The 17,403-nt window shown below is 57.3% G+C and carries 14 protein-coding genes, 2 tRNA genes and 4 rRNA genes; 8 read left to right on the forward strand and 12 right to left on the reverse strand.

The annotated features are described in order from the left end of the window. Positions 1–121 precede the first annotated feature (121 nt). Genes CLU94_RS10290 through CLU94_RS10300 form a run of 3 tightly spaced genes read right to left on the reverse strand, consistent with a single transcriptional unit; the run spans position 122 to position 2,774 of the window. Positions 122–1,645, reverse strand: coding sequence for an ammonium transporter (locus CLU94_RS10290; protein ID WP_099665558.1), 1,524 nt, complete (start codon positions 1,643–1,645; stop codon positions 122–124). A gap of 11 nt (positions 1,646–1,656) precedes the next feature. Further along, entirely contained in the window at positions 1,657–1,995 is a 339-nt protein-coding gene (locus CLU94_RS10295) for a P-II family nitrogen regulator (RefSeq protein ID WP_010393464.1), read from the reverse strand. Between the two features lie 11 nt (positions 1,996–2,006). Next, complete coding sequence (locus CLU94_RS10300) at positions 2,007–2,774, reverse strand: TorF family putative porin (RefSeq protein WP_099665559.1); 768 nt, start codon at positions 2,772–2,774, stop codon at positions 2,007–2,009. Positions 2,775–3,043: 269 nt separating this feature from the next. On the opposite strand from CLU94_RS10300, the gene CLU94_RS10305 reads away from it, so the two are divergent. The 4 genes from CLU94_RS10305 (at position 3,044) to CLU94_RS10320 (ending at position 6,062) form a co-directional block, all read left to right on the forward strand. Then, positions 3,044–3,292 (forward strand): accessory factor UbiK family protein, encoded by a 249-nt coding sequence (locus CLU94_RS10305; RefSeq protein WP_035824443.1) that lies wholly within the window; start codon positions 3,044–3,046, stop codon positions 3,290–3,292. 114 nt (positions 3,293–3,406) lie between these two features. After that, positions 3,407–4,927 carry a YifB family Mg chelatase-like AAA ATPase gene (locus CLU94_RS10310; RefSeq protein WP_099665560.1) on the forward strand — a complete coding sequence of 507 codons (1,521 nt, stop codon included), beginning with the start codon at positions 3,407–3,409 and terminating at the stop codon, positions 4,925–4,927. A 64-nt stretch (positions 4,928–4,991) separates the two neighbouring features. Further along, complete coding sequence (locus CLU94_RS10315; protein WP_077399347.1) at positions 4,992–5,537, forward strand: hypothetical protein; 546 nt, start codon at positions 4,992–4,994, stop codon at positions 5,535–5,537. Between the two features lie 180 nt (positions 5,538–5,717). Next, the gene (locus CLU94_RS10320; protein WP_071325465.1) at positions 5,718–6,062 is read left to right on the forward strand and encodes a DUF1840 domain-containing protein; all 345 of its coding nucleotides are present in this window, start codon (positions 5,718–5,720) and stop codon (positions 6,060–6,062) included. 61 nt (positions 6,063–6,123) lie between these two features. Here CLU94_RS10320 and rrf (CLU94_RS10325) read toward each other — a convergent pair. From rrf (CLU94_RS10325) to CLU94_RS10355, 7 genes are all read right to left on the reverse strand, one after another. Continuing rightward, positions 6,124–6,236: ribosomal RNA gene (gene rrf / locus CLU94_RS10325) — 5S ribosomal RNA — on the reverse strand. Between the two features lie 176 nt (positions 6,237–6,412). Continuing rightward, a 5S ribosomal RNA gene (gene rrf, locus CLU94_RS10330) occupies positions 6,413–6,525 on the reverse strand. 137 nt (positions 6,526–6,662) lie between these two features. Next, positions 6,663–9,552 (reverse strand): 23S ribosomal RNA (locus CLU94_RS10335). A 241-nt stretch (positions 9,553–9,793) separates the two neighbouring features. After that, positions 9,794–9,869 (reverse strand) — tRNA-Ala (locus CLU94_RS10340). A gap of 19 nt (positions 9,870–9,888) precedes the next feature. Then, a tRNA-Ile gene (locus CLU94_RS10345) sits at positions 9,889–9,965 on the reverse strand. 81 nt (positions 9,966–10,046) lie between these two features. Beyond that, positions 10,047–11,577 (reverse strand): 16S ribosomal RNA (locus CLU94_RS10350). Together the 16S, 23S and 5S rRNA genes with 2 tRNA genes alongside form the textbook arrangement of a ribosomal RNA operon. A gap of 378 nt (positions 11,578–11,955) precedes the next feature. Continuing rightward, positions 11,956–12,732, reverse strand: coding sequence for an enoyl-CoA hydratase (locus CLU94_RS10355; protein ID WP_099665561.1), 777 nt, complete (start codon positions 12,730–12,732; stop codon positions 11,956–11,958). A gap of 63 nt (positions 12,733–12,795) precedes the next feature. Here CLU94_RS10355 and CLU94_RS10360 point away from each other — a divergent pair, with 63 nt between their 5' ends. Next, a complete protein-coding gene (locus CLU94_RS10360; RefSeq protein WP_257218750.1) occupies positions 12,796–14,115 on the forward strand; it encodes an MFS transporter in 1,320 nt (439 codons plus the stop codon). Between the two features lie 137 nt (positions 14,116–14,252). Then, entirely contained in the window at positions 14,253–14,690 is a 438-nt protein-coding gene (locus CLU94_RS10365) for a universal stress protein (protein WP_099665562.1), read from the forward strand. Between the two features lie 40 nt (positions 14,691–14,730). Here CLU94_RS10365 and mltA read toward each other — a convergent pair whose 3' ends face one another. After that, entirely contained in the window at positions 14,731–15,915 is a 1,185-nt protein-coding gene (gene mltA / locus CLU94_RS10370) for a murein transglycosylase A (protein ID WP_306558300.1), read from the reverse strand. Positions 15,916–16,021: 106 nt separating this feature from the next. Here mltA and CLU94_RS28665 point away from each other — a divergent pair, with 106 nt between their 5' ends. Further along, positions 16,022–16,156, forward strand: a complete 135-nt coding sequence (locus CLU94_RS28665; protein ID WP_257218751.1) for a hypothetical protein — start codon at positions 16,022–16,024, stop codon at positions 16,154–16,156. 23 nt (positions 16,157–16,179) lie between these two features. Here the strand turns inward: CLU94_RS28665 and apaG are convergent, their stop codons facing one another. After that, positions 16,180–16,554, reverse strand: coding sequence for a Co2+/Mg2+ efflux protein ApaG (gene apaG / locus CLU94_RS10375; RefSeq protein WP_034785627.1), 375 nt, complete (start codon positions 16,552–16,554; stop codon positions 16,180–16,182). Between the two features lie 165 nt (positions 16,555–16,719). On the opposite strand from apaG, the gene rpe reads away from it, so the two are divergent. Then, entirely contained in the window at positions 16,720–17,394 is a 675-nt protein-coding gene (gene rpe, locus CLU94_RS10380; protein WP_077399332.1) for a ribulose-phosphate 3-epimerase, read from the forward strand. Positions 17,395–17,403: the final 9 nt, after the last annotated feature.

The raw sequence follows: 17,403 nt of genomic DNA on the forward strand, positions 1-17,403 counted from the left end.
GGCAAAAGCCTTGTTTTAAAGACCTTTTCCATTCCCATAACGAAAAAAAGGCGCCTCAATGAGGCGCCTTTTCCAGCAGGACATGCCGCGCCGGGGCGCTGGCATGCCAGATAATTGCTATTTAGCCATGATACGCTTGCTCGCCGTGGCTGGTGATATCGAGGCCTTCGCGCTCTTCGTCTTCCGGTACGCGCAAGCCGATGACGATGTCGACCAGTTTATAGGCAACGAGGGAAACCAGGGCCGACCAGAGGATGGTGGTGCCGACCGCTTGCGCCTGCACCCACACCTGGTGGCCGATCGAGTACGGATCCGCCGACATCTTGTTGGTGACATAGTCGAAGATGCCCTGGCCGCCCAGTTGCGGTGCAGCAAACACGCCCGTCAGCAAGGCGCCCAGGATACCGCCCACGCCATGCACGCCGAATACGTCGAGCGAATCGTCGGCGCCGATCAGGCGTTTCAGGCCATTCACGCCCCACAGGCAGACGACACCGGCCAGCAAGCCGATGACGAGGCCGCCCATCGGGCCGACAAAGCCGGCCGCCGGGGTGATCGCCACCAGGCCTGCCACGGCGCCGGACGCGCCACCGAGCATGGAAGGCTTGCCCTTGGAAATCCATTCGCCAAACACCCACGACAGGGTGGCGGCGGCCGTTGCCAGCAAGGTATTGACGAAGGCCAAAGCCGCCACGTCGCCCGCTTCCAGCGAGGAACCGGCATTGAAACCGAACCAGCCCACCCACAGCAGCGAAGCGCCTATCATGGTCATCGTCAGCGAGTGCGGCGCCATCGATTCGCGGCCGTAACCGACGCGCTTGCCGATCATGATGGCCCCCACCAGGCCGGCGACGGCGGCGTTGATGTGCACCACGGTGCCGCCGGCGAAGTCCAGCGCGCCTTTTTGCCAGATCCAACCCGCCTTCAGGGCTTCGCTGGCCGAGGTGGCGGCGTTGGTGATCAGGTCAGGACCGGTCCAGAACCACACCATGTGGGCCGCTGGCAGGTAGGCGAACGTGAACCACAGCACGACGAAGGCCAGCACGGCGGCAAACTTGGCGCGCTCGGCAAAGGCGCCGACGATCAACGCGCAGGTGATGGCGGCAAACGTGCCCTGGAAAGCGACGAAGACGAACTCGGGAATGACGACGCCCTTGCTGAAGGTGGCGGCGGCGGCGAACGTGCCCTTGGCCGGATCCCAGATGCCGTTCAGGAACAGGCGGTCGAAGCCACCGAAGAAGGCGGTTTTTTCCGTGAAGGCGATCGAGTAGCCGTAGATGCACCACAGGACGATGACCAGCGCGAACACCATGAACACCTGCATCAGCACCGACAGCATGTTTTTGGAGCGCACCAGGCCGCCGTAGAACAGGGCCAGGCCGGGGATCGTCATCAAGATCACCAGCAAGGTGCTGATCATCATGAAACTGGTGTCGCCCTTGTTGGCAACGGGCGCGGCGGCTGGCGCGGCAGCGGCCGGGGCCGGTGCGGCTGCATCAGGCACGGGCGTCACGGCCGGGGCGGCAACGGCCGCGGTCGTGGCCGCCTCCGTCTTGGCGGGCGCATCGGCAAAGCTCGGCGTGGCGACACCAAACGCACACAGACAGGCTATCCCGGCTAGCAATTTTGTTATATTTTTATGCATCAATATTCCCCTTAGAGCGCTTCGTTGCCGGTTTCACCGGTACGGATGCGGATGACCTGTTCCAGGTTGTAGACGAAAATCTTGCCATCACCGATTTTACCGGTACGCGCGGCGCCTTCGATCGCTTCGATGGCCTGGTCGACAATGGCGTCATCGACGGCCGCTTCAATCTTGGTTTTTGGCAAGAAATCAACGACATACTCGGCGCCACGGTAGAGTTCCGTGTGACCTTTCTGGCGGCCGAAACCCTTGACTTCCGTGACGGTAATGCCTTGCACATTGATAGCCGACAAAGCTTCGCGTACTTCGTCCAGTTTGAACGGTTTAATGATTGCAGTAATCATTTTCATGACTGTCTCGCTTAAAAGGTTTTCGATACGGTCAGCACGAGACCGGATTTCGCCAGATTCTTGCCATTCGGTGCCAACGATACGATATTGGCCTTGACGACCGCCAGGGCAACGGTCGCCATGCCGAAGTCCTTGGTCACGCCGATCTTGTAATCGCTGTAGCTGAGGGAATCGTTGTGCTCGACCTTCTGGCGCCCGGCGTGCAGATTCAAGATGTAACCGTCGTGCACCTCGACGTTGGCGCCCACGTCGAGGTAGCCGCTGTTCTTGCTGTCGGCCACGCCGAACAGATTGGTGGTCGAATGCGAGTACTTGATGTACGCGGGGCCATAACCCAGCTGGCCGTACAGCTCGAAGGTGTTGGCATTGGTGCTCAGTCCATTCGATGGGTAGAAGTAGTACAGGCCGCCCACGTCATAGGTAAAATCCTTGCTGATCTCGCCCCGCTTGCCGCCGTAGATATCCCATTCCAGATTGGTATCGCCGCCGCCGTCCTTGATCCATTTGATGCTCGACAGCCAGGTGCCCACATACAGGCCCGTCGGGTTATGGGTATAGTCGGCACCGCCGCTGATGGCCGGGTTCAAGCGGCTTTGCGAGATGCCGCGGTAACGGTAATCGCTGGTCAGCGCCACGTTGTAGCTCACCACGTTATCAGGTACCGCTTCGGCCACAGCAGGCGCCGCCACTGCATCCTGGGCCATGGCGCTACCGCACAAGGCGGTCATGGCCAGCGTCAACGCTGCAGCTAAAGTCATGTTCTTGGACAGATTCTTCATGGCGATTCCCTTTTATTGAACTTTTAAAGCGGTTGAGGTTTAAAATCTTGGCTGGAGATCACAAAGCGTTCATACCTTCTTTAGCAGAATACGTGCCAGCTCTATTGCCACCTTGACAGGTGCATTTCCGTCCATACATACCCTGCACACGGCCAGGAATGCGGCAACGGACTGCTGAAGCACAATGAAGCGCCCAGTTTCGCACCAGATTAACGCTGCTGTGCACCGCAATGGTGCGATGCACAGGCCGCACCATAAAAGGACTGACCATGGACATGAATACCTTCTTTAACGACTTGCAGGGCAAGATCCATCAAGCCATCGAAAACTCGCCGGCCAAGGATATAGAGAAAAATGTGAAATCGATGATGACCCAGGGCTTCGCCCGCCTCGATCTCGTCACGCGCGAGGAATTCGATATCCAGGCGCAAGTGCTGGCCAAGACCCGTGCCAAACTGGATGCACTGGAATTGCGTCTGATCGAACTGGAAACGCGCCTGAACGATCCAAAAGCCTGAACCGCTGCTGCACGCAGGGCGCCGTAATCGGCGACCTTGCTGGCATACCTCAAGCCTCACACCTTTTCAAGCGCTAGACTGATCCTGCCCGCGTCCGCGCTACAGGGGAGTCTGATGAGCCTGGCCGTCCTGAAAAGCCGCGCCCTGGCCGGCATGGAGGCGCCCGAGGTAAGTGTCGAAGTCCACCTTGCCAATGGCTTGCCTTCGTTTACGATAGTCGGCCTGCCGGATACGGAAGTGAAGGAGTCGCGCGACCGCGTGCGTGCCGCGTTGCAAAACTGCGGCTTCGAGATGCCGGCGCGGCGCATCACGGCCAATCTGGCGCCGGCAGACTTGCCCAAGGAATCGGGCCGCTTCGACTTGCCCATCGCACTGGGCATCCTGGCCGCCTCCGGCCAGTTGCCGGGCGACCAATTACAGCACTATGAATTCGCGGGCGAACTGTCGCTGTCTGGCCAGTTGCGTCCCATCCGCGGCGCCCTGGCCATGACCTTTGCCATGCAGCGCAGCCAGTCAGGCACGCCACGCGCCTTCATCCTGCCGCAGGCGAACGCGGACGAGGCGGCTCTCGTCAGCGATGCCTGCATCTATCCCGCCCACAGCCTGCTCGAGGTCTGTGCGCATTTTGCCAGGCACGCCAGCCAGACTGCCCTGCAACGCCACCAGCCCGTGCTGGCACCGCACGCTTTTCCCTATCCCGACTTTGCCGACGTGCAAGGGCAGCAGCAGGCGCGACGCGCACTGGAAGTGGCGGCAGCGGGCGGTCACACCGTCCTGATGGTGGGACCACCGGGCGCAGGCAAGACCATGCTGGCCAGCCGCTTCCCTGGCGTGCTGCCGCCCATGAGCGATGAAGAGGCGCTGGAATCGGCGGCCGTGCATTCGCTGGGCAGCCACTTCAAGGTGGAGCATTGGAAACGGCGGCCCTATCGCGCCCCGCACCAGACGGCGTCCGGCGTAGCCCTGGTGGGCGGCGGCAACGTGCCACGGCCAGGTGAAATCTCGCTGGCACACTGCGGCGTGCTGTTTCTCGATGAAATTGCCGAATTCCACCGCCGGGTGCTCGACGTGCTGCGCCAACCCATGGAGTCGGGCGTGATCAGCATTTCACGCGCGGCACGCCAGGCCGAGTTTCCTGCCCGTTTTCAATTGATTGCCGCTATGAATCCCTGCCCGTGCGGCTATCTGGGCCACGCTTCCGGTCGTTGCCGCTGTACGCCAGACGCCGTATTGCGCTATCACAATCGTCTGTCGGGCCCCCTGCTCGACCGTATCGACCTGCAGATTGAAGTGGCCGCCATGCCGCCGACGGCGCTGGGGCGACGTGCAGGCGCCGGCGAAAGTACGCAAGCGATCGCCACGCGGGTAGCGGCAGCCTATGCCTTGCAGTTGGTACGCCAGGGAAAAGCGAACCAGCAGCTGAGCAACACGGAAATCGAACAACATTGTCGCCTGGAACCACATGGCGAACAGTTGTTACATGGCGCCATGACGCGCCTGCACTGGTCGGCGCGCACCTACCACCGGGTGCTGCGCGTGTCGCGCAGCATCGCGGACCTGGCGGGCAGCCCCGCCATCACGCAAGCGCATGTTGCCGAAGCGATCCAGTACCGGCGCGTACTGCGCGAGATATAAGGCAAGCGGTGAACCCTACACGTGCACGATTGCGCGTGATTGGCAGCGCTGCTACCATCTGCTGATGAAAAAAACATCACTTGCCCTCTTTCTGGCTACGCTCGCGGCCGCCAGCGTCCTGTCTGCCTGCAGTCCGAAATTCGACTGGCGCGACTATCGCAGCCCCGACGCCCAGTTCACGGCCCTGTTTCCGGGCAAACCGGCCGTGCTGACGCGCGAGATCGATCTCGACGGCAAGAAAGTCAGCCTGACCATGACGGCCAGCGAAGTCGATGGCAATACCTTCGCCATCGGCAGCGCCATGCTCGACAGTGCGGAACAGGCACAAACGGCCCTGCCCGCCATGCAGACAGCCCTGTTGAAAAATATCAATGGTGTCGTGCGCAGCGAGAAATCCGCGTCGACGGCCAGCAGCACGGCGGCCGGTAGCCATCAACGCAGCGCGCTGAGCGTCGAAGCGACGGGGACGCAGCAGGGCAAGCCCGTCCTGCTGGTCGGCCGTTTTGTGGCGCAGGACAAACGCATCTTCCAGATCATCATACTCGGTGAAGAAAGCAAGCTGTCGCGTGACACCATCGACACGTTCATGGACTCGGTGAAACTGGATTGAGACTTAACGATCGCTTAAACGGATGTTTTCACGGTAAACACGCTCTTGTAAATACGTGCGTTGTCCAACAGATGGCCCTATCCGGCTTGCAAATGTGCAATCCGGGCAATCGGACGGCCTGTGCGACATTTCAAGTCGTGATATTGTTTCGACACTAACAACAAGTTTCAGAAAGCGCTTATGTTGATCTCATTCAAATCCAAATCCTCCCCAGAAGTGCTGATGTACCAGGAGCATGCCCAGCGCATCCTCGACATCCTGCACAAGAACCCCACGCGCGGCGTCATCACGCCAGCGGAAGCGGGCGATGCCCTGGCCCTGCTGGAAAAAGAAGTCGCGGAAAGCAAACTGCATCCGGAAAATGACATCGAACACGATGCGCATACGCCGGAAACGCTGGAAGACGGTGAAACAGGCGCCCATGCGCGCGCACAAAAAGTGCATTTTTCGCAGCGCGCCTATCCTTTGATGGAAATGCTGCGCTCGGCCAAGGCGGAAGGTGAAAGCATCACCTGGGGCATCTGATCCGATGAATGCTGCAGACGAAAAAAAACCCCGCACCTAGCGGGGTTTTTTTATATAACAAGCCTGACGATAACCTACTTTCACACTGGTTGCAGCACTATCATCGGCGCAAAGTTGTTTCACGGTCCTGTTCGGGATGGGAAGGGGTGGGACCAACTTGCTATGGTCATCAGGCATAACTTTTTCAACAGCCTGCTCCCAACGGGGCAGCAAACCATCTGATCTGAGGAGGCGAATTATATAGCAATTTGCCTGAAGATGGGACTAAAAGTGGGCTTTTATCGCGACAAAACCGCCAGACGTAAAAAAACCCCAACCGGATCACCGGAAGGGGTTTTTTCGAATAACAAGCCTGACGATAACCTACTTTCACACTGGTTGCAGCACTATCATCGGCGCAAAGTTGTTTCACGGTCCTGTTCGGGATGGGAAGGGGTGGGACCAACTTGCTATGGTCATCAGGCATAACTTGTACTGGCATTTGTCCTCAATGGAGCGACAAAGCCTGAATCTGGAAGAAGCAAAGATTGGGTAATGAATAGTTGTATCAACACACACGCAACGTTGTACCGTCTTATCCTCTGTACCTGCTAAGGTTATAGGGACAAGCCGTACGGGCAATTAGTACTGGTTAGCTTAATGCATTACTGCACTTCCACACCCAGCCTATCAACGTCCTGGTCTCGAACGACCCTTCAAAGAGCTCAAGGCTCTGGGAAATCTCATCTCAAGGCAAGTTTCCCGCTTAGATGCTTTCAGCGGTTATCTCTTCCGAACTTAGCTACCCGGCAATGCCACTGGCGTGACAACCGGTACACCAGAGGTTCGTCCACTCCGGTCCTCTCGTACTAGGAGCAGCCCCCTTCAAATTTCCAACGCCCACGGCAGATAGGGACCAAACTGTCTCACGACGTTTTAAACCCAGCTCACGTACCACTTTAAATGGCGAACAGCCATACCCTTGGGACCGGCTACAGCCCCAGGATGTGATGAGCCGACATCGAGGTGCCAAACTCCCCCGTCGATATGAACTCTTGGGAGGAATCAGCCTGTTATCCCCAGAGTACCTTTTATCCGTTGAGCGATGGCCCTTCCATACAGAACCACCGGATCACTATGTCCTACTTTCGTACCTGCTCGACTTGTCAGTCTCGCAGTTAAGCACGCTTATGCCATTGCACTATCAACACGATGTCCGACCGTATCTAGCGTACCTTCGAACTCCTCCGTTACACTTTAGGAGGAGACCGCCCCAGTCAAACTGCCTACCATGCACTGTCCCCGATCCGGATAACGGACCAAGGTTAGAACCTCAAACAAACCAGGGTGGTATTTCAAGGTTGGCTCCACGAGAACTAGCGTCCCCGCTTCAAAGCCTCCCACCTATCCTACACAGATTGGTTCAAAGTCCAATGCAAAGCTACAGTAAAGGTTCATGGGGTCTTTCCGTCTAGCCGCGGGTAGATTGCATCATCACAAACATTTCAACTTCGCTGAGTCTCGGGAGGAGACAGTGTGGCCATCGTTACGCCATTCGTGCAGGTCGGAACTTACCCGACAAGGAATTTCGCTACCTTAGGACCGTTATAGTTACGGCCGCCGTTTACTGGGACTTCAATCAAGAGCTTGCACCCCATCATTTAATCTTCCAGCACCGGGCAGGCGTCACACCCTATACGTCCACTTTCGTGTTTGCAGAGTGCTGTGTTTTTATTAAACAGTCGCAGCCACCAGTTTATTGCAACCCTTTCACCCTCATGGAGTAAACCAATCAAGCTACCGGGGCGTACCTTTTCCCGAAGTTACGGTACCAATTTGCCGAGTTCCTTCTCCCGAGTTCTCTCAAGCGCCTTAGAATACTCATCTCGCCCACCTGTGTCGGTTTGCGGTACGGTCTCGTATGACTGAAGCTTAGAGGCTTTTCTTGGAACCACTTCCGATTGCTTCGTGCACAAGTGCACTCGTCTCAACCCCTTGAATTCCGCACCCGGATTTGCCTAAGTGCCTTCTATGAGCCAAAAACCAACTATTCCAACAGTTGGACAACCTTCCGCGATCCGTCCCCCCATCGCATCATACGACGGTGCAGGAATATTAACCTGCTTCCCATCAGCTACGCATCTCTGCCTCGCCTTAGGGGCCGACTCACCCTGCTCCGATGAACGTTGAACAGGAAACCTTGGGCTTACGGCGTGGAGGCTTTTCACCCCCATTATCGCTACTCATGTCAGCATTCGCACTTCTGATACCTCCAGCATCCTTTACAAGACACCTTCGCAGGCTTACAGAACGCTCTCCTACCATATATATCTGTGATAAATCACAGAACAATATCCGCAGCTTCGGTGACTGGCTTAGCCCCGTTACATCTTCCGCGCAGGACGACTCGATCAGTGAGCTATTACGCTTTCTTTAAATGATGGCTGCTTCTAAGCCAACATCCTGACTGTTTTAGCCTTCCCACTTCGTTTTCCACTTAGCCAATCTTTGGGACCTTAGCTGGCGGTCTGGGTTGTTTCCCTCTTGACGCCGGACGTTAGCACCCGACGTCTGTCTCCCAAGCTCGCACTCATCGGTATTCGGAGTTTGCAATGGTTTGGTAAGTCGCAATGACCCCCTAGCCATAACAGTGCTCTACCCCCGATGGTGATACTTGAGGCACTACCTAAATAGTTTTCGGAGAGAACCAGCTATTTCCAAGTTTGTTTAGCCTTTCACCCCTACCCACAGCTCATCCCCTAATTTTTCAACATTAGTGGGTTCGGACCTCCAGGGCGTGTTACCGCACCTTCATCCTGGCCATGAGTAGATCACTTGGTTTCGGGTCTACACCCAGCGACTGATCGCCCTATTCGGACTCGATTTCTCTACGGCTTCCCTATTCGGTTAACCTTGCCACTGAATGTAAGTCGCTGACCCATTATACAAAAGGTACGCAGTCACGGAACAAGTCCGCTCCTACTGTTTGTATGCACACGGTTTCAGGATCTATTTCACTCCCCTTCCGGGGTTCTTTTCGCCTTTCCCTCACGGTACTGGTTCACTATCGGTCGATTACGAGTATTTAGCCTTGGAGGATGGTCCCCCCATATTCAGACAGGATGTCACGTGTCCCGCCCTACTTGTCGTACGCTTAGTACCACCGGTCCGATTTCACATACGGGGCTATCACCCACTATGGCTCCTATTTCCAGAGGATTCTGTTATCGGTCCGACTATCACGTACAGGCTCTTCCCATTTCGCTCGCCGCTACTTTGGGAATCTCGGTTGATTTCTTTTCCTGCAGCTACTTAGATGTTTCAGTTCGCCGCGTTCGCCTTGCATACCTATGTATTCAGTATGCAATACCCTAAAAGGGTGGGTTGCCCCATTCGGAAATCTGCGGATCAAAGTGTGTTTGCTCACTCCCCGCAGCTTATCGCAAGCTACTACGTCCTTCATCGCCTGTAATCGCCAAGGCATCCACCATGTGCACTTATTCGCTTGTCCCTATAACGTTAGCCTCTTCATTCTTTCAAACGAAAAGAGCGCTACAGGGATAAGAAAGTACAACGTTGTTGCTTGTTTGTTGATACATACAATCATTACCCATCGATTTACCTTTTACGGCAAACCGATCAATAAATAATCTTTACTTCTTCCAGATTGTTAAAGAACATACAGCACTTGATCTCGAAAAGACCAAACCTAAATTTAATCACCGCTGTGATCAACTTACGTTTGAACTTTTTGGTGGAGGATGACGGGATCGAACCGACGACCCCCTGCTTGCAAAGCAGGTGCTCTCCCAGCTGAGCTAATCCCCCTGAGATTTACTACAGAAACTGGTAGGGCTGGTTGGACTCGAACCAACGACCCCCGCGTTATCAACACGGTGCTCTAACCAGCTGAGCTACAGCCCCAAATGCTGTTCTTTATATTAACAGCCGATAAGTGTGAACATTTGATGCGTGAACCAGTTACCTGATTCGTGCAAACTCTAGAAAGGAGGTGATCCAGCCGCACCTTCCGATACGGCTACCTTGTTACGACTTCACCCCAGTCACGAATCCTACCGTGGTAAGCGCCCTCCTTACGGTTAAGCTACCTACTTCTGGTAAAACCCGCTCCCATGGTGTGACGGGCGGTGTGTACAAGACCCGGGAACGTATTCACCGCGACATGCTGATCCGCGATTACTAGCGATTCCAACTTCATGCAGTCGAGTTGCAGACTACAATCCGGACTACGATACACTTTCTGCGATTAGCTCCCCCTCGCGGGTTGGCGGCGCTCTGTATGTACCATTGTATGACGTGTGAAGCCCTACCCATAAGGGCCATGAGGACTTGACGTCATCCCCACCTTCCTCCGGTTTGTCACCGGCAGTCTCATTAGAGTGCCCTTTCGTAGCAACTAATGACAAGGGTTGCGCTCGTTGCGGGACTTAACCCAACATCTCACGACACGAGCTGACGACAGCCATGCAGCACCTGTGTACTGGTTCTCTTTCGAGCACTCCCCAATCTCTCGAGGATTCCAGCCATGTCAAGGGTAGGTAAGGTTTTTCGCGTTGCATCGAATTAATCCACATCATCCACCGCTTGTGCGGGTCCCCGTCAATTCCTTTGAGTTTTAATCTTGCGACCGTACTCCCCAGGCGGTCTACTTCACGCGTTAGCTGCGTTACCAAGTCAATTAAGACCCGACAACTAGTAGACATCGTTTAGGGCGTGGACTACCAGGGTATCTAATCCTGTTTGCTCCCCACGCTTTCGTGCATGAGCGTCAATCTTGACCCAGGGGGCTGCCTTCGCCATCGGTGTTCCTCCACATATCTACGCATTTCACTGCTACACGTGGAATTCTACCCCCCTCTGCCAGATTCTAGCCTTGCAGTCTCCAATGCAATTCCCAGGTTGAGCCCGGGGATTTCACATCAGACTTACAAAACCGCCTGCGCACGCTTTACGCCCAGTAATTCCGATTAACGCTTGCACCCTACGTATTACCGCGGCTGCTGGCACGTAGTTAGCCGGTGCTTATTCTTCAGGTACCGTCATTAGCAAGAGATATTAGCTCTCACCGTTTCTTCCCTGACAAAAGAGCTTTACAACCCGAAGGCCTTCTTCACTCACGCGGCATTGCTGGATCAGGCTTTCGCCCATTGTCCAAAATTCCCCACTGCTGCCTCCCGTAGGAGTCTGGACCGTGTCTCAGTTCCAGTGTGGCTGGTCGTCCTCTCAGACCAGCTACTGATCGATGCCTTGGTAGGCTTTTACCCTACCAACTAGCTAATCAGATATCGGCCGCTCCACGAGCATGAGGTCTTGCGATCCCCCACTTTCATCCTTAGATCGTATGCGGTATTAGCGTAACTTTCGCTACGTTATCCCCCACTCTAGGGTACGTTCCGATATATTACTCACCCGTTCGCCACTCGCCACCAGAGCAAGCTCCGTGCTGCCGTTCGACTTGCATGTGTAAGGCATGCCGCCAGCGTTCAATCTGAGCCAGGATCAAACTCTTCAGTTTAATCTCTGTTACTTTGCCGTTTTACCGGCACCGTTATTTCTAACGGGTCGCTCACTCAAAAAACTGACAGGCCACTACTTGCGTAGCGCCTATTTCATTATTTCTTGTGAACATTTGATATTTTAAGTATTACAGCAATCCGAAGATCGCTGCTGCACTTACATCAAATGTCCACACTTATCGACTGTTAATTGTTAAAGAACTGTATTCGGTACTGCTTTCGCGCTATCGACAAAGCGTTGTGTTTGTCAGCTGCGAAGAAGGAAGAGTATGAAGCGTTTCGGCCATTTCGTCAACCTTCTTTTTTACTACCCAGCCCCGGAAGGCTGTCCCTTTTGTGCCGCAAACCAGTGCGTCTCATCGGGGAGGCGAATCATATCAAAGACCATCGAAGTTTGGCAAGCGCTTTTCCAGGAAAGCGTGCATGCCTTCTTTTTGTGCAGGCGTACCGAAGGCCGCCTGGAACAAGCGGCGCTCGTAGGCGACACCATCCGTCAAGGTGGTTTCAAAGGCGCGGTTGACGCAATCCTTGATCATCATGGCAACCGAGGTCGGCATGGCGGCGATGGTCTTGGCGGCGGCCAGCGTTTCTTCCAGCAATTTATCGGCCGGCACGACGCGCGATACCAGGCCGATACGTTCCGCCTCGGCGGCATCGATGGTGCGCGCCGTCAGCAGCAGATCCATGGCCTTGGCCTTGCCGATGGCGCGCGGCAAACGCTGCGTGCCGCCCGCACCCGGCGTGACGCCGACCTTGATTTCCGGCTGGCCAAATTTGGCGCTGTCGGCGGCGATCAGGAAATCGCACATCATAGCCAGTTCGCAACCGCCACCGAGCGCATAGCCGGCCACCGCACCCACCACAGGTTTGCGCACGCGCAAAATATGCTCCCAGTTGCGGCTGATGTAGCCCTGGGTAAACGTGTCCGGGTAGGTGTAATCGGCCATGGCGGCGATGTCGGCGCCGGCGGCAAACGCTTTTTCGCTGCCAGTGAGCACGATGCAGCCGATATTGTCATCCGCATCGAACTTCAGCAAGGCGTCGCCCAGCTCATTCATCATGTTGTCGTTCAAGGCATTCAAGGCCTTCGGGCGATTCAGGCGGATGAGCGCCACTTTGCCCTGGATATCGATGATCAAGTCTTCGTATTGCATATAGTCTCCTCTGGATGAACACGGTGACAACGATTGTAGCGGCTAACGGCAGCGGCGCGGCAGGTGCGCTGCTATTATTGTGAGCCTGATCATTTTCATATCGAGCAAGATATTTTCTCCTCCCTCTTCCAGTACTGCACCCATTACCTGCGCGGCGACGGCAGCGCCGCCAGCGTCGATTTCCGCCGCCTGTGGTTCAGCAACGGCCTCAATTGCTTCGGCGCCCAGATCACCTCGCTGGCCCTGCCCCTGTGTGCGGTACTGTTATTGCATGCGACGCCGGAACAGATGGGCGTGCTGGTTGCCTTGCAGGCGCTGCCGTTCGCCCTGTTCGGCTTGCCCGTCGGCGTGCTGCTGGACCGGCGCAGCAAGCACCCGATCATGCTGTTCAGCGAAAGCATGTCCGGCCTGGCCCTGGCCAGCGTGGCAGTGGCTTACTGGTGCGGCGTGCTGTCGATGCCGTGGTTATATATAGTGGGGTTCATCATCGGCACGGGCTTCGTCGTGGGCGGCGGCGCCGAGCAGGTGTTTCTGACTTTCCTCGTGGGCCGCGATGGCTTGATCGATGCGCAGTCGAAATTTGCCGCCACCGAATCGGCGTCGCGCCTGATCGGTCCCGGCCTGGCCGGCGTGCTGGTGCAGGTCTTGTCCGCGCCCGTCGCCATCCTGTGCACGGCGTGCGGTTATCTGATTTCCGTCTTCAATTTGCGCGCCATGAGCGTGCGCGATCCACGGCCGGCGCCATCCGACAAGCACGCCTTGCGCGACATCGCCGACGGCTTGCTGTTCGTGTGGCGCGAACCGCTGCTGCGCGCGCTGGCCTGGGGCGCCGGCATCTGGCACTTCCTGTTTTACGCCAGCATGGCCTTGACGGTGCTGTTCGCCACGCGCGACCTGGGCATGAACCCTGGCGTGCTGGGCATGACGCAGATGCTGGGCGGCGCCGGCGTCTTGCTCAGCGCCTTCATCGTCAAGCCATTGACGAAGCGCTACGGCGCCGGCCGCACCATCCTGATCGGCCTGGCATCCACCTCCGTGTGCTTTGCCCTGACGCCAACGATTCCGGCAGCACTGTTCGGCAGCGCGGCCGCCAGCGCCGTGGCGTATGCCATATTGATGTTCTTTTTCGATTGCGGCGTGATGCTGTTCTTTATTCCCTACCTGGGCCTGCGCCAGAAGGTGACGCCCGATCCCATGCTGGGCCGCATGACGTCGACCATGCGCTTCCTGACGGTGGCGACGGCGCCGCTGGGCGCGCTGGCCGCCGGCTGGATCGCGGAACACTTTGGCGTGCGCAATGGTCTCGCTTGCATCGCGGCCGGCAGCATCCTGTTGACGGTGGCCATGGTGTGGGGCACGCCGCTGCGTAGCGTGCGCACCTGAAGCGATGAACGGGCATACACTGCTAAAAGATTGCCTTGGCGACACTATTCACGCCAAAGCCTGTGAGGTTTGATTTATATCAAGGTTTTAATTGATGTAAATCCATAAGCTGTCTTACATCACTTGAGGAGCACGCTATGTTTAACACCATCTTATTTCCCACCGACGGCTCGCCGTTGTCCGACAAAGCCGCCGAGACCGCCCTCGCCTTCGCCCAACTGAACAAGGCCAAGCTGGTCGCCATCAGCGTGGTGCAGCCCTTCCCGTTCTCGCCGATGGCCGACGGCGGCATCGTGCTCGACGCCAGCCTGTATGAACAGCAGATGCAGGAAGCGTCACAACGCGCCATCGACAAGATCGGCGCAGCGGCAAGCGCTGCCGGCGTGTCTTTCGAAGGCGTGGTGGCCGTGTCGCCGAGCCCGCACGATGAAATCGTCAATGCGGCGCAAACCTACCATTGCGACATCATCCTGATGGCCTCGCATGGCCGCAAGGGCTTGAACAAGTTGTTCGTGGGCAGCGAAACGCAAAAAGTGCTGGCCCACACCCATTTACCCGTCATGGTCCTGCGCTAACCTTGCGCTAGCGCAACCCCCGCCCGGCGCCGCGAGAAACTCAGCGCGCCGGCGCCTGCTTCGGCAACAACACCCACACGGCGCCGCTCTGTTTCATGCGGCCTGCATTCTCGGCCGCTTCCGCGCCAAAGCCAAAGAAATAATCGACACGGATCGGCCCGCGAATGGCGCCGCCCGTATCCTGCGCCATCACCAGGCGCTGCATGGGGATCTCGCTATTGGCTTGCGTGGTGGACAAGAATACGGGCGCGCCCAGCGGCAGGAAGCGCGAATCGATGGCCACCGAGCGCTGCGGCGTCAGCGGCACGCCCAGCGCGCCCTTCGGCCCCACTTTCGGATCGGGCAAGCGCTCTTCTTTGAAGAAGACATAGCTCGGGTTGGCGTTGAACAATTCATCCTTGCGCGTGGGATGGCCGGCGATCCACGCCTTGATGCCTTGCGCGGACGCCTGGCTCAGGGTCAGCTCGCCCTTGTCGACCAGGTAGCGGCCGATCGATTTGTATGGATGGCCGTTTTGATCCGCATACGCCACGCGCACGGTTTCCTGCGTATCGGTCAGCTGCACGCGCCCGGAACCCTGCACTTGCAGGAAGAACGCCTCGACTTCGTCATCCACCCACAGCAATTCCTTGCCCGTGACGGACGTGGCGCGCTCGATGTCGGCGCGGGTTGCGTACGGTATCACCTTCTTGCCGACCAGCTTGCCCCGCAAGCGCATGTTCTTCAGTTCCGGATACACGCCGGACAAGTCCACCGAGACCAGATCGTCAGGCACCTTGTACAGCGGTGTCTGGTATGGACCGCCGCGCTTGCGCGCGCCGTGCAGCAATGGCTCGTAATAACCGGTCACCAGTCCAGTATTGGCGCCATCGGCGGTGACGACTTGATTTGGCACAAAGAAGGTCTCGAAAAACAGGCGGATGGCCTTGTCGCTGTCGGCATTGACCTGGCGCGCAATCGTGCACGATTCCTTCCAGTCCGGCCGCTTCACCAGCACGCCGCACGAAGCCATGAAGGCGGGCCAGGCGGCGCGCATGTCGTCGCGGGCCCAGCCTGGCAAGGCGGCAAACTTGGCGGGCACGAAGGTGGGCGCCGCCACGTCCGTGGCATCCTTGGCATCGGCCGGCTTGGCAGGCACAGGCTTGACGACGGTCGGCGCAATGGCGGGCGCCTTGCCGCTGGAAGCAGCGGGCGGCGCGACGGGCGGCGTGGTGCAGGCGGACAAGACAAGCGCGACGGCGCCGATTGAAACAGGTAGACTACCGCGTGTAAACAGACGGCTGGTAAATGGGCTGCGGGTAAATAACATAGGGATGCGTATGTGGATCTTGATGATAGAGGCGCTGGTGGCGTTCTTCTTGCTGGCATTTATAGTCTGGTGGACCATGTATTCGGGCAAAAAGCCCGCACCGCCGGCACGCAAGCAGCTCAGTGAAGAACAGGACGCCACCGAAAAACTGAAATAAGGGGGCAAGCCCCCGGCGTTTCCTTAATGCAGGGTACGCGGCACCGACAGCACGAACTCGGGAATCGGCGCTTCGAACTGATGGCCGTCTTCGGCCACGCAGAAGTATTCGCCGTGCATCGAGCCCTGCGGCGTGCCCAGCATGGTGCCGCTCGTGTATTCGAACTGCTCGCCCGGCTGCAACAGCGGCTGGTGGCCGACGGCGCCCAGGCCGCGCACCTCCTCCACCTTGTTGTTCGCATCCGTGATGACCCAGTGGCGCGAAATCAGTTGCGCGCCAGCCGTGCCCGTGTTGACGACGCGGATCGTGTAGCTGAACACGTGCCGCCCCTGGTCCGGTGCCGATTGATCGGGCAAATATTGCGTTTTGACCGTTACCGTAAATTCATAAGTCGCCATCGTCATTCCTCTTCAGACATTGCCAGTCATATTGTGTGTCGCGCGCGACGCATTGGCCATCGCACGATGCGTATTCTGTATTTCACCTTACTTCAATGAGGCATGGTAACGGCGTCAGGCGTAAAATAGCGCAAATCGCATTTTCTATCCTTTGGCTACTTCACCATGACAACATTCCGTATCGCTCCCAGCATCCTGTCCGCCGACTTTGCCCGCCTGGGCGAGGAAGTGCGCAACGTCGTTACCGCCGGCGCCGACATCATCCACTTCGACGTGATGGATAACCATTACGTGCCGAACCTGACCATCGGCCCGCTGGTGTGCGAAGCGATCCGCCCGCACGTGCAAGTACCCATCGATGTGCATCTGATGGTCAAGCCTGTCGATCGCATTATCCCGGATTTCGCCAAGGCTGGCGCGAACATCATCACCTTTCACCCGGAAGCGTCGGATCACGTCGATCGTTCCTTGCAGTTGATCCGCGACAATGGCTGCAAATCGGGCCTGGTTTTCAACCCGGGCACGCCGCTGCATTACCTGGAACACGTGATGGACAAGATCGACATCATCCTGATCATGTCCGTCAACCCGGGCTTCGGCGGCCAGTCCTTCATTCCGCAAGCGCTGAAGAAAATCGCCGAAGCGCGCCGCATGATCGACGAATCGGGCCGTGACATCATGCTGGAAGTCGATGGCGGCATCAAGATCGACAACATCGCCGCCGCCGCCGCCGCCGGCGCCGACACCTTTGTCGCCGGCTCGGCCATCTTCGGCAAGCCGGACTACAAGGCAGTCATCGACGCCATGCGCGCCGAACTGGCCAAAACGGTGGGCAACTGATGCAAACGG

The sequence above is a fragment of the Janthinobacterium sp. 13 genome (assembly GCF_002749695.1).
Classification (GTDB): domain Bacteria; phylum Pseudomonadota; class Gammaproteobacteria; order Burkholderiales; family Burkholderiaceae_D; genus Janthinobacterium; species Janthinobacterium kumbetense.

Excerpts from the sequence above, each read along its gene's own strand:
- CLU94_RS10290 (WP_099665558.1), bottom strand. The coding sequence starts at position 1,645 with ATGCATAAAAATATAACAAAATTGCTAGCCGGGATAGCCTGTCTGTGT.
- CLU94_RS10295 (WP_010393464.1), bottom strand. The coding sequence starts at position 1,995 with ATGAAAATGATTACTGCAATCATTAAACCGTTCAAACTGGACGAAGTA.
- CLU94_RS10300 (WP_099665559.1), bottom strand. The coding sequence starts at position 2,774 with ATGAAGAATCTGTCCAAGAACATGACTTTAGCTGCAGCGTTGACGCTG.
- CLU94_RS10305 (WP_035824443.1), top strand. The coding sequence starts at position 3,044 with ATGGACATGAATACCTTCTTTAACGACTTGCAGGGCAAGATCCATCAA.
- CLU94_RS10310 (WP_099665560.1), top strand. The coding sequence starts at position 3,407 with ATGAGCCTGGCCGTCCTGAAAAGCCGCGCCCTGGCCGGCATGGAGGCG.
- CLU94_RS10315 (WP_077399347.1), top strand. The coding sequence starts at position 4,992 with ATGAAAAAAACATCACTTGCCCTCTTTCTGGCTACGCTCGCGGCCGCC.
- CLU94_RS10320 (WP_071325465.1), top strand. The coding sequence starts at position 5,718 with ATGTTGATCTCATTCAAATCCAAATCCTCCCCAGAAGTGCTGATGTAC.
- CLU94_RS10355 (WP_099665561.1), bottom strand. The coding sequence starts at position 12,732 with ATGCAATACGAAGACTTGATCATCGATATCCAGGGCAAAGTGGCGCTC.
- CLU94_RS10365 (WP_099665562.1), top strand. The coding sequence starts at position 14,253 with ATGTTTAACACCATCTTATTTCCCACCGACGGCTCGCCGTTGTCCGAC.
- CLU94_RS28665 (WP_257218751.1), top strand. The coding sequence starts at position 16,022 with ATGATAGAGGCGCTGGTGGCGTTCTTCTTGCTGGCATTTATAGTCTGG.
- apaG (WP_034785627.1), bottom strand. The coding sequence starts at position 16,554 with ATGGCGACTTATGAATTTACGGTAACGGTCAAAACGCAATATTTGCCC.
- rpe (WP_077399332.1), top strand. The coding sequence starts at position 16,720 with ATGACAACATTCCGTATCGCTCCCAGCATCCTGTCCGCCGACTTTGCC.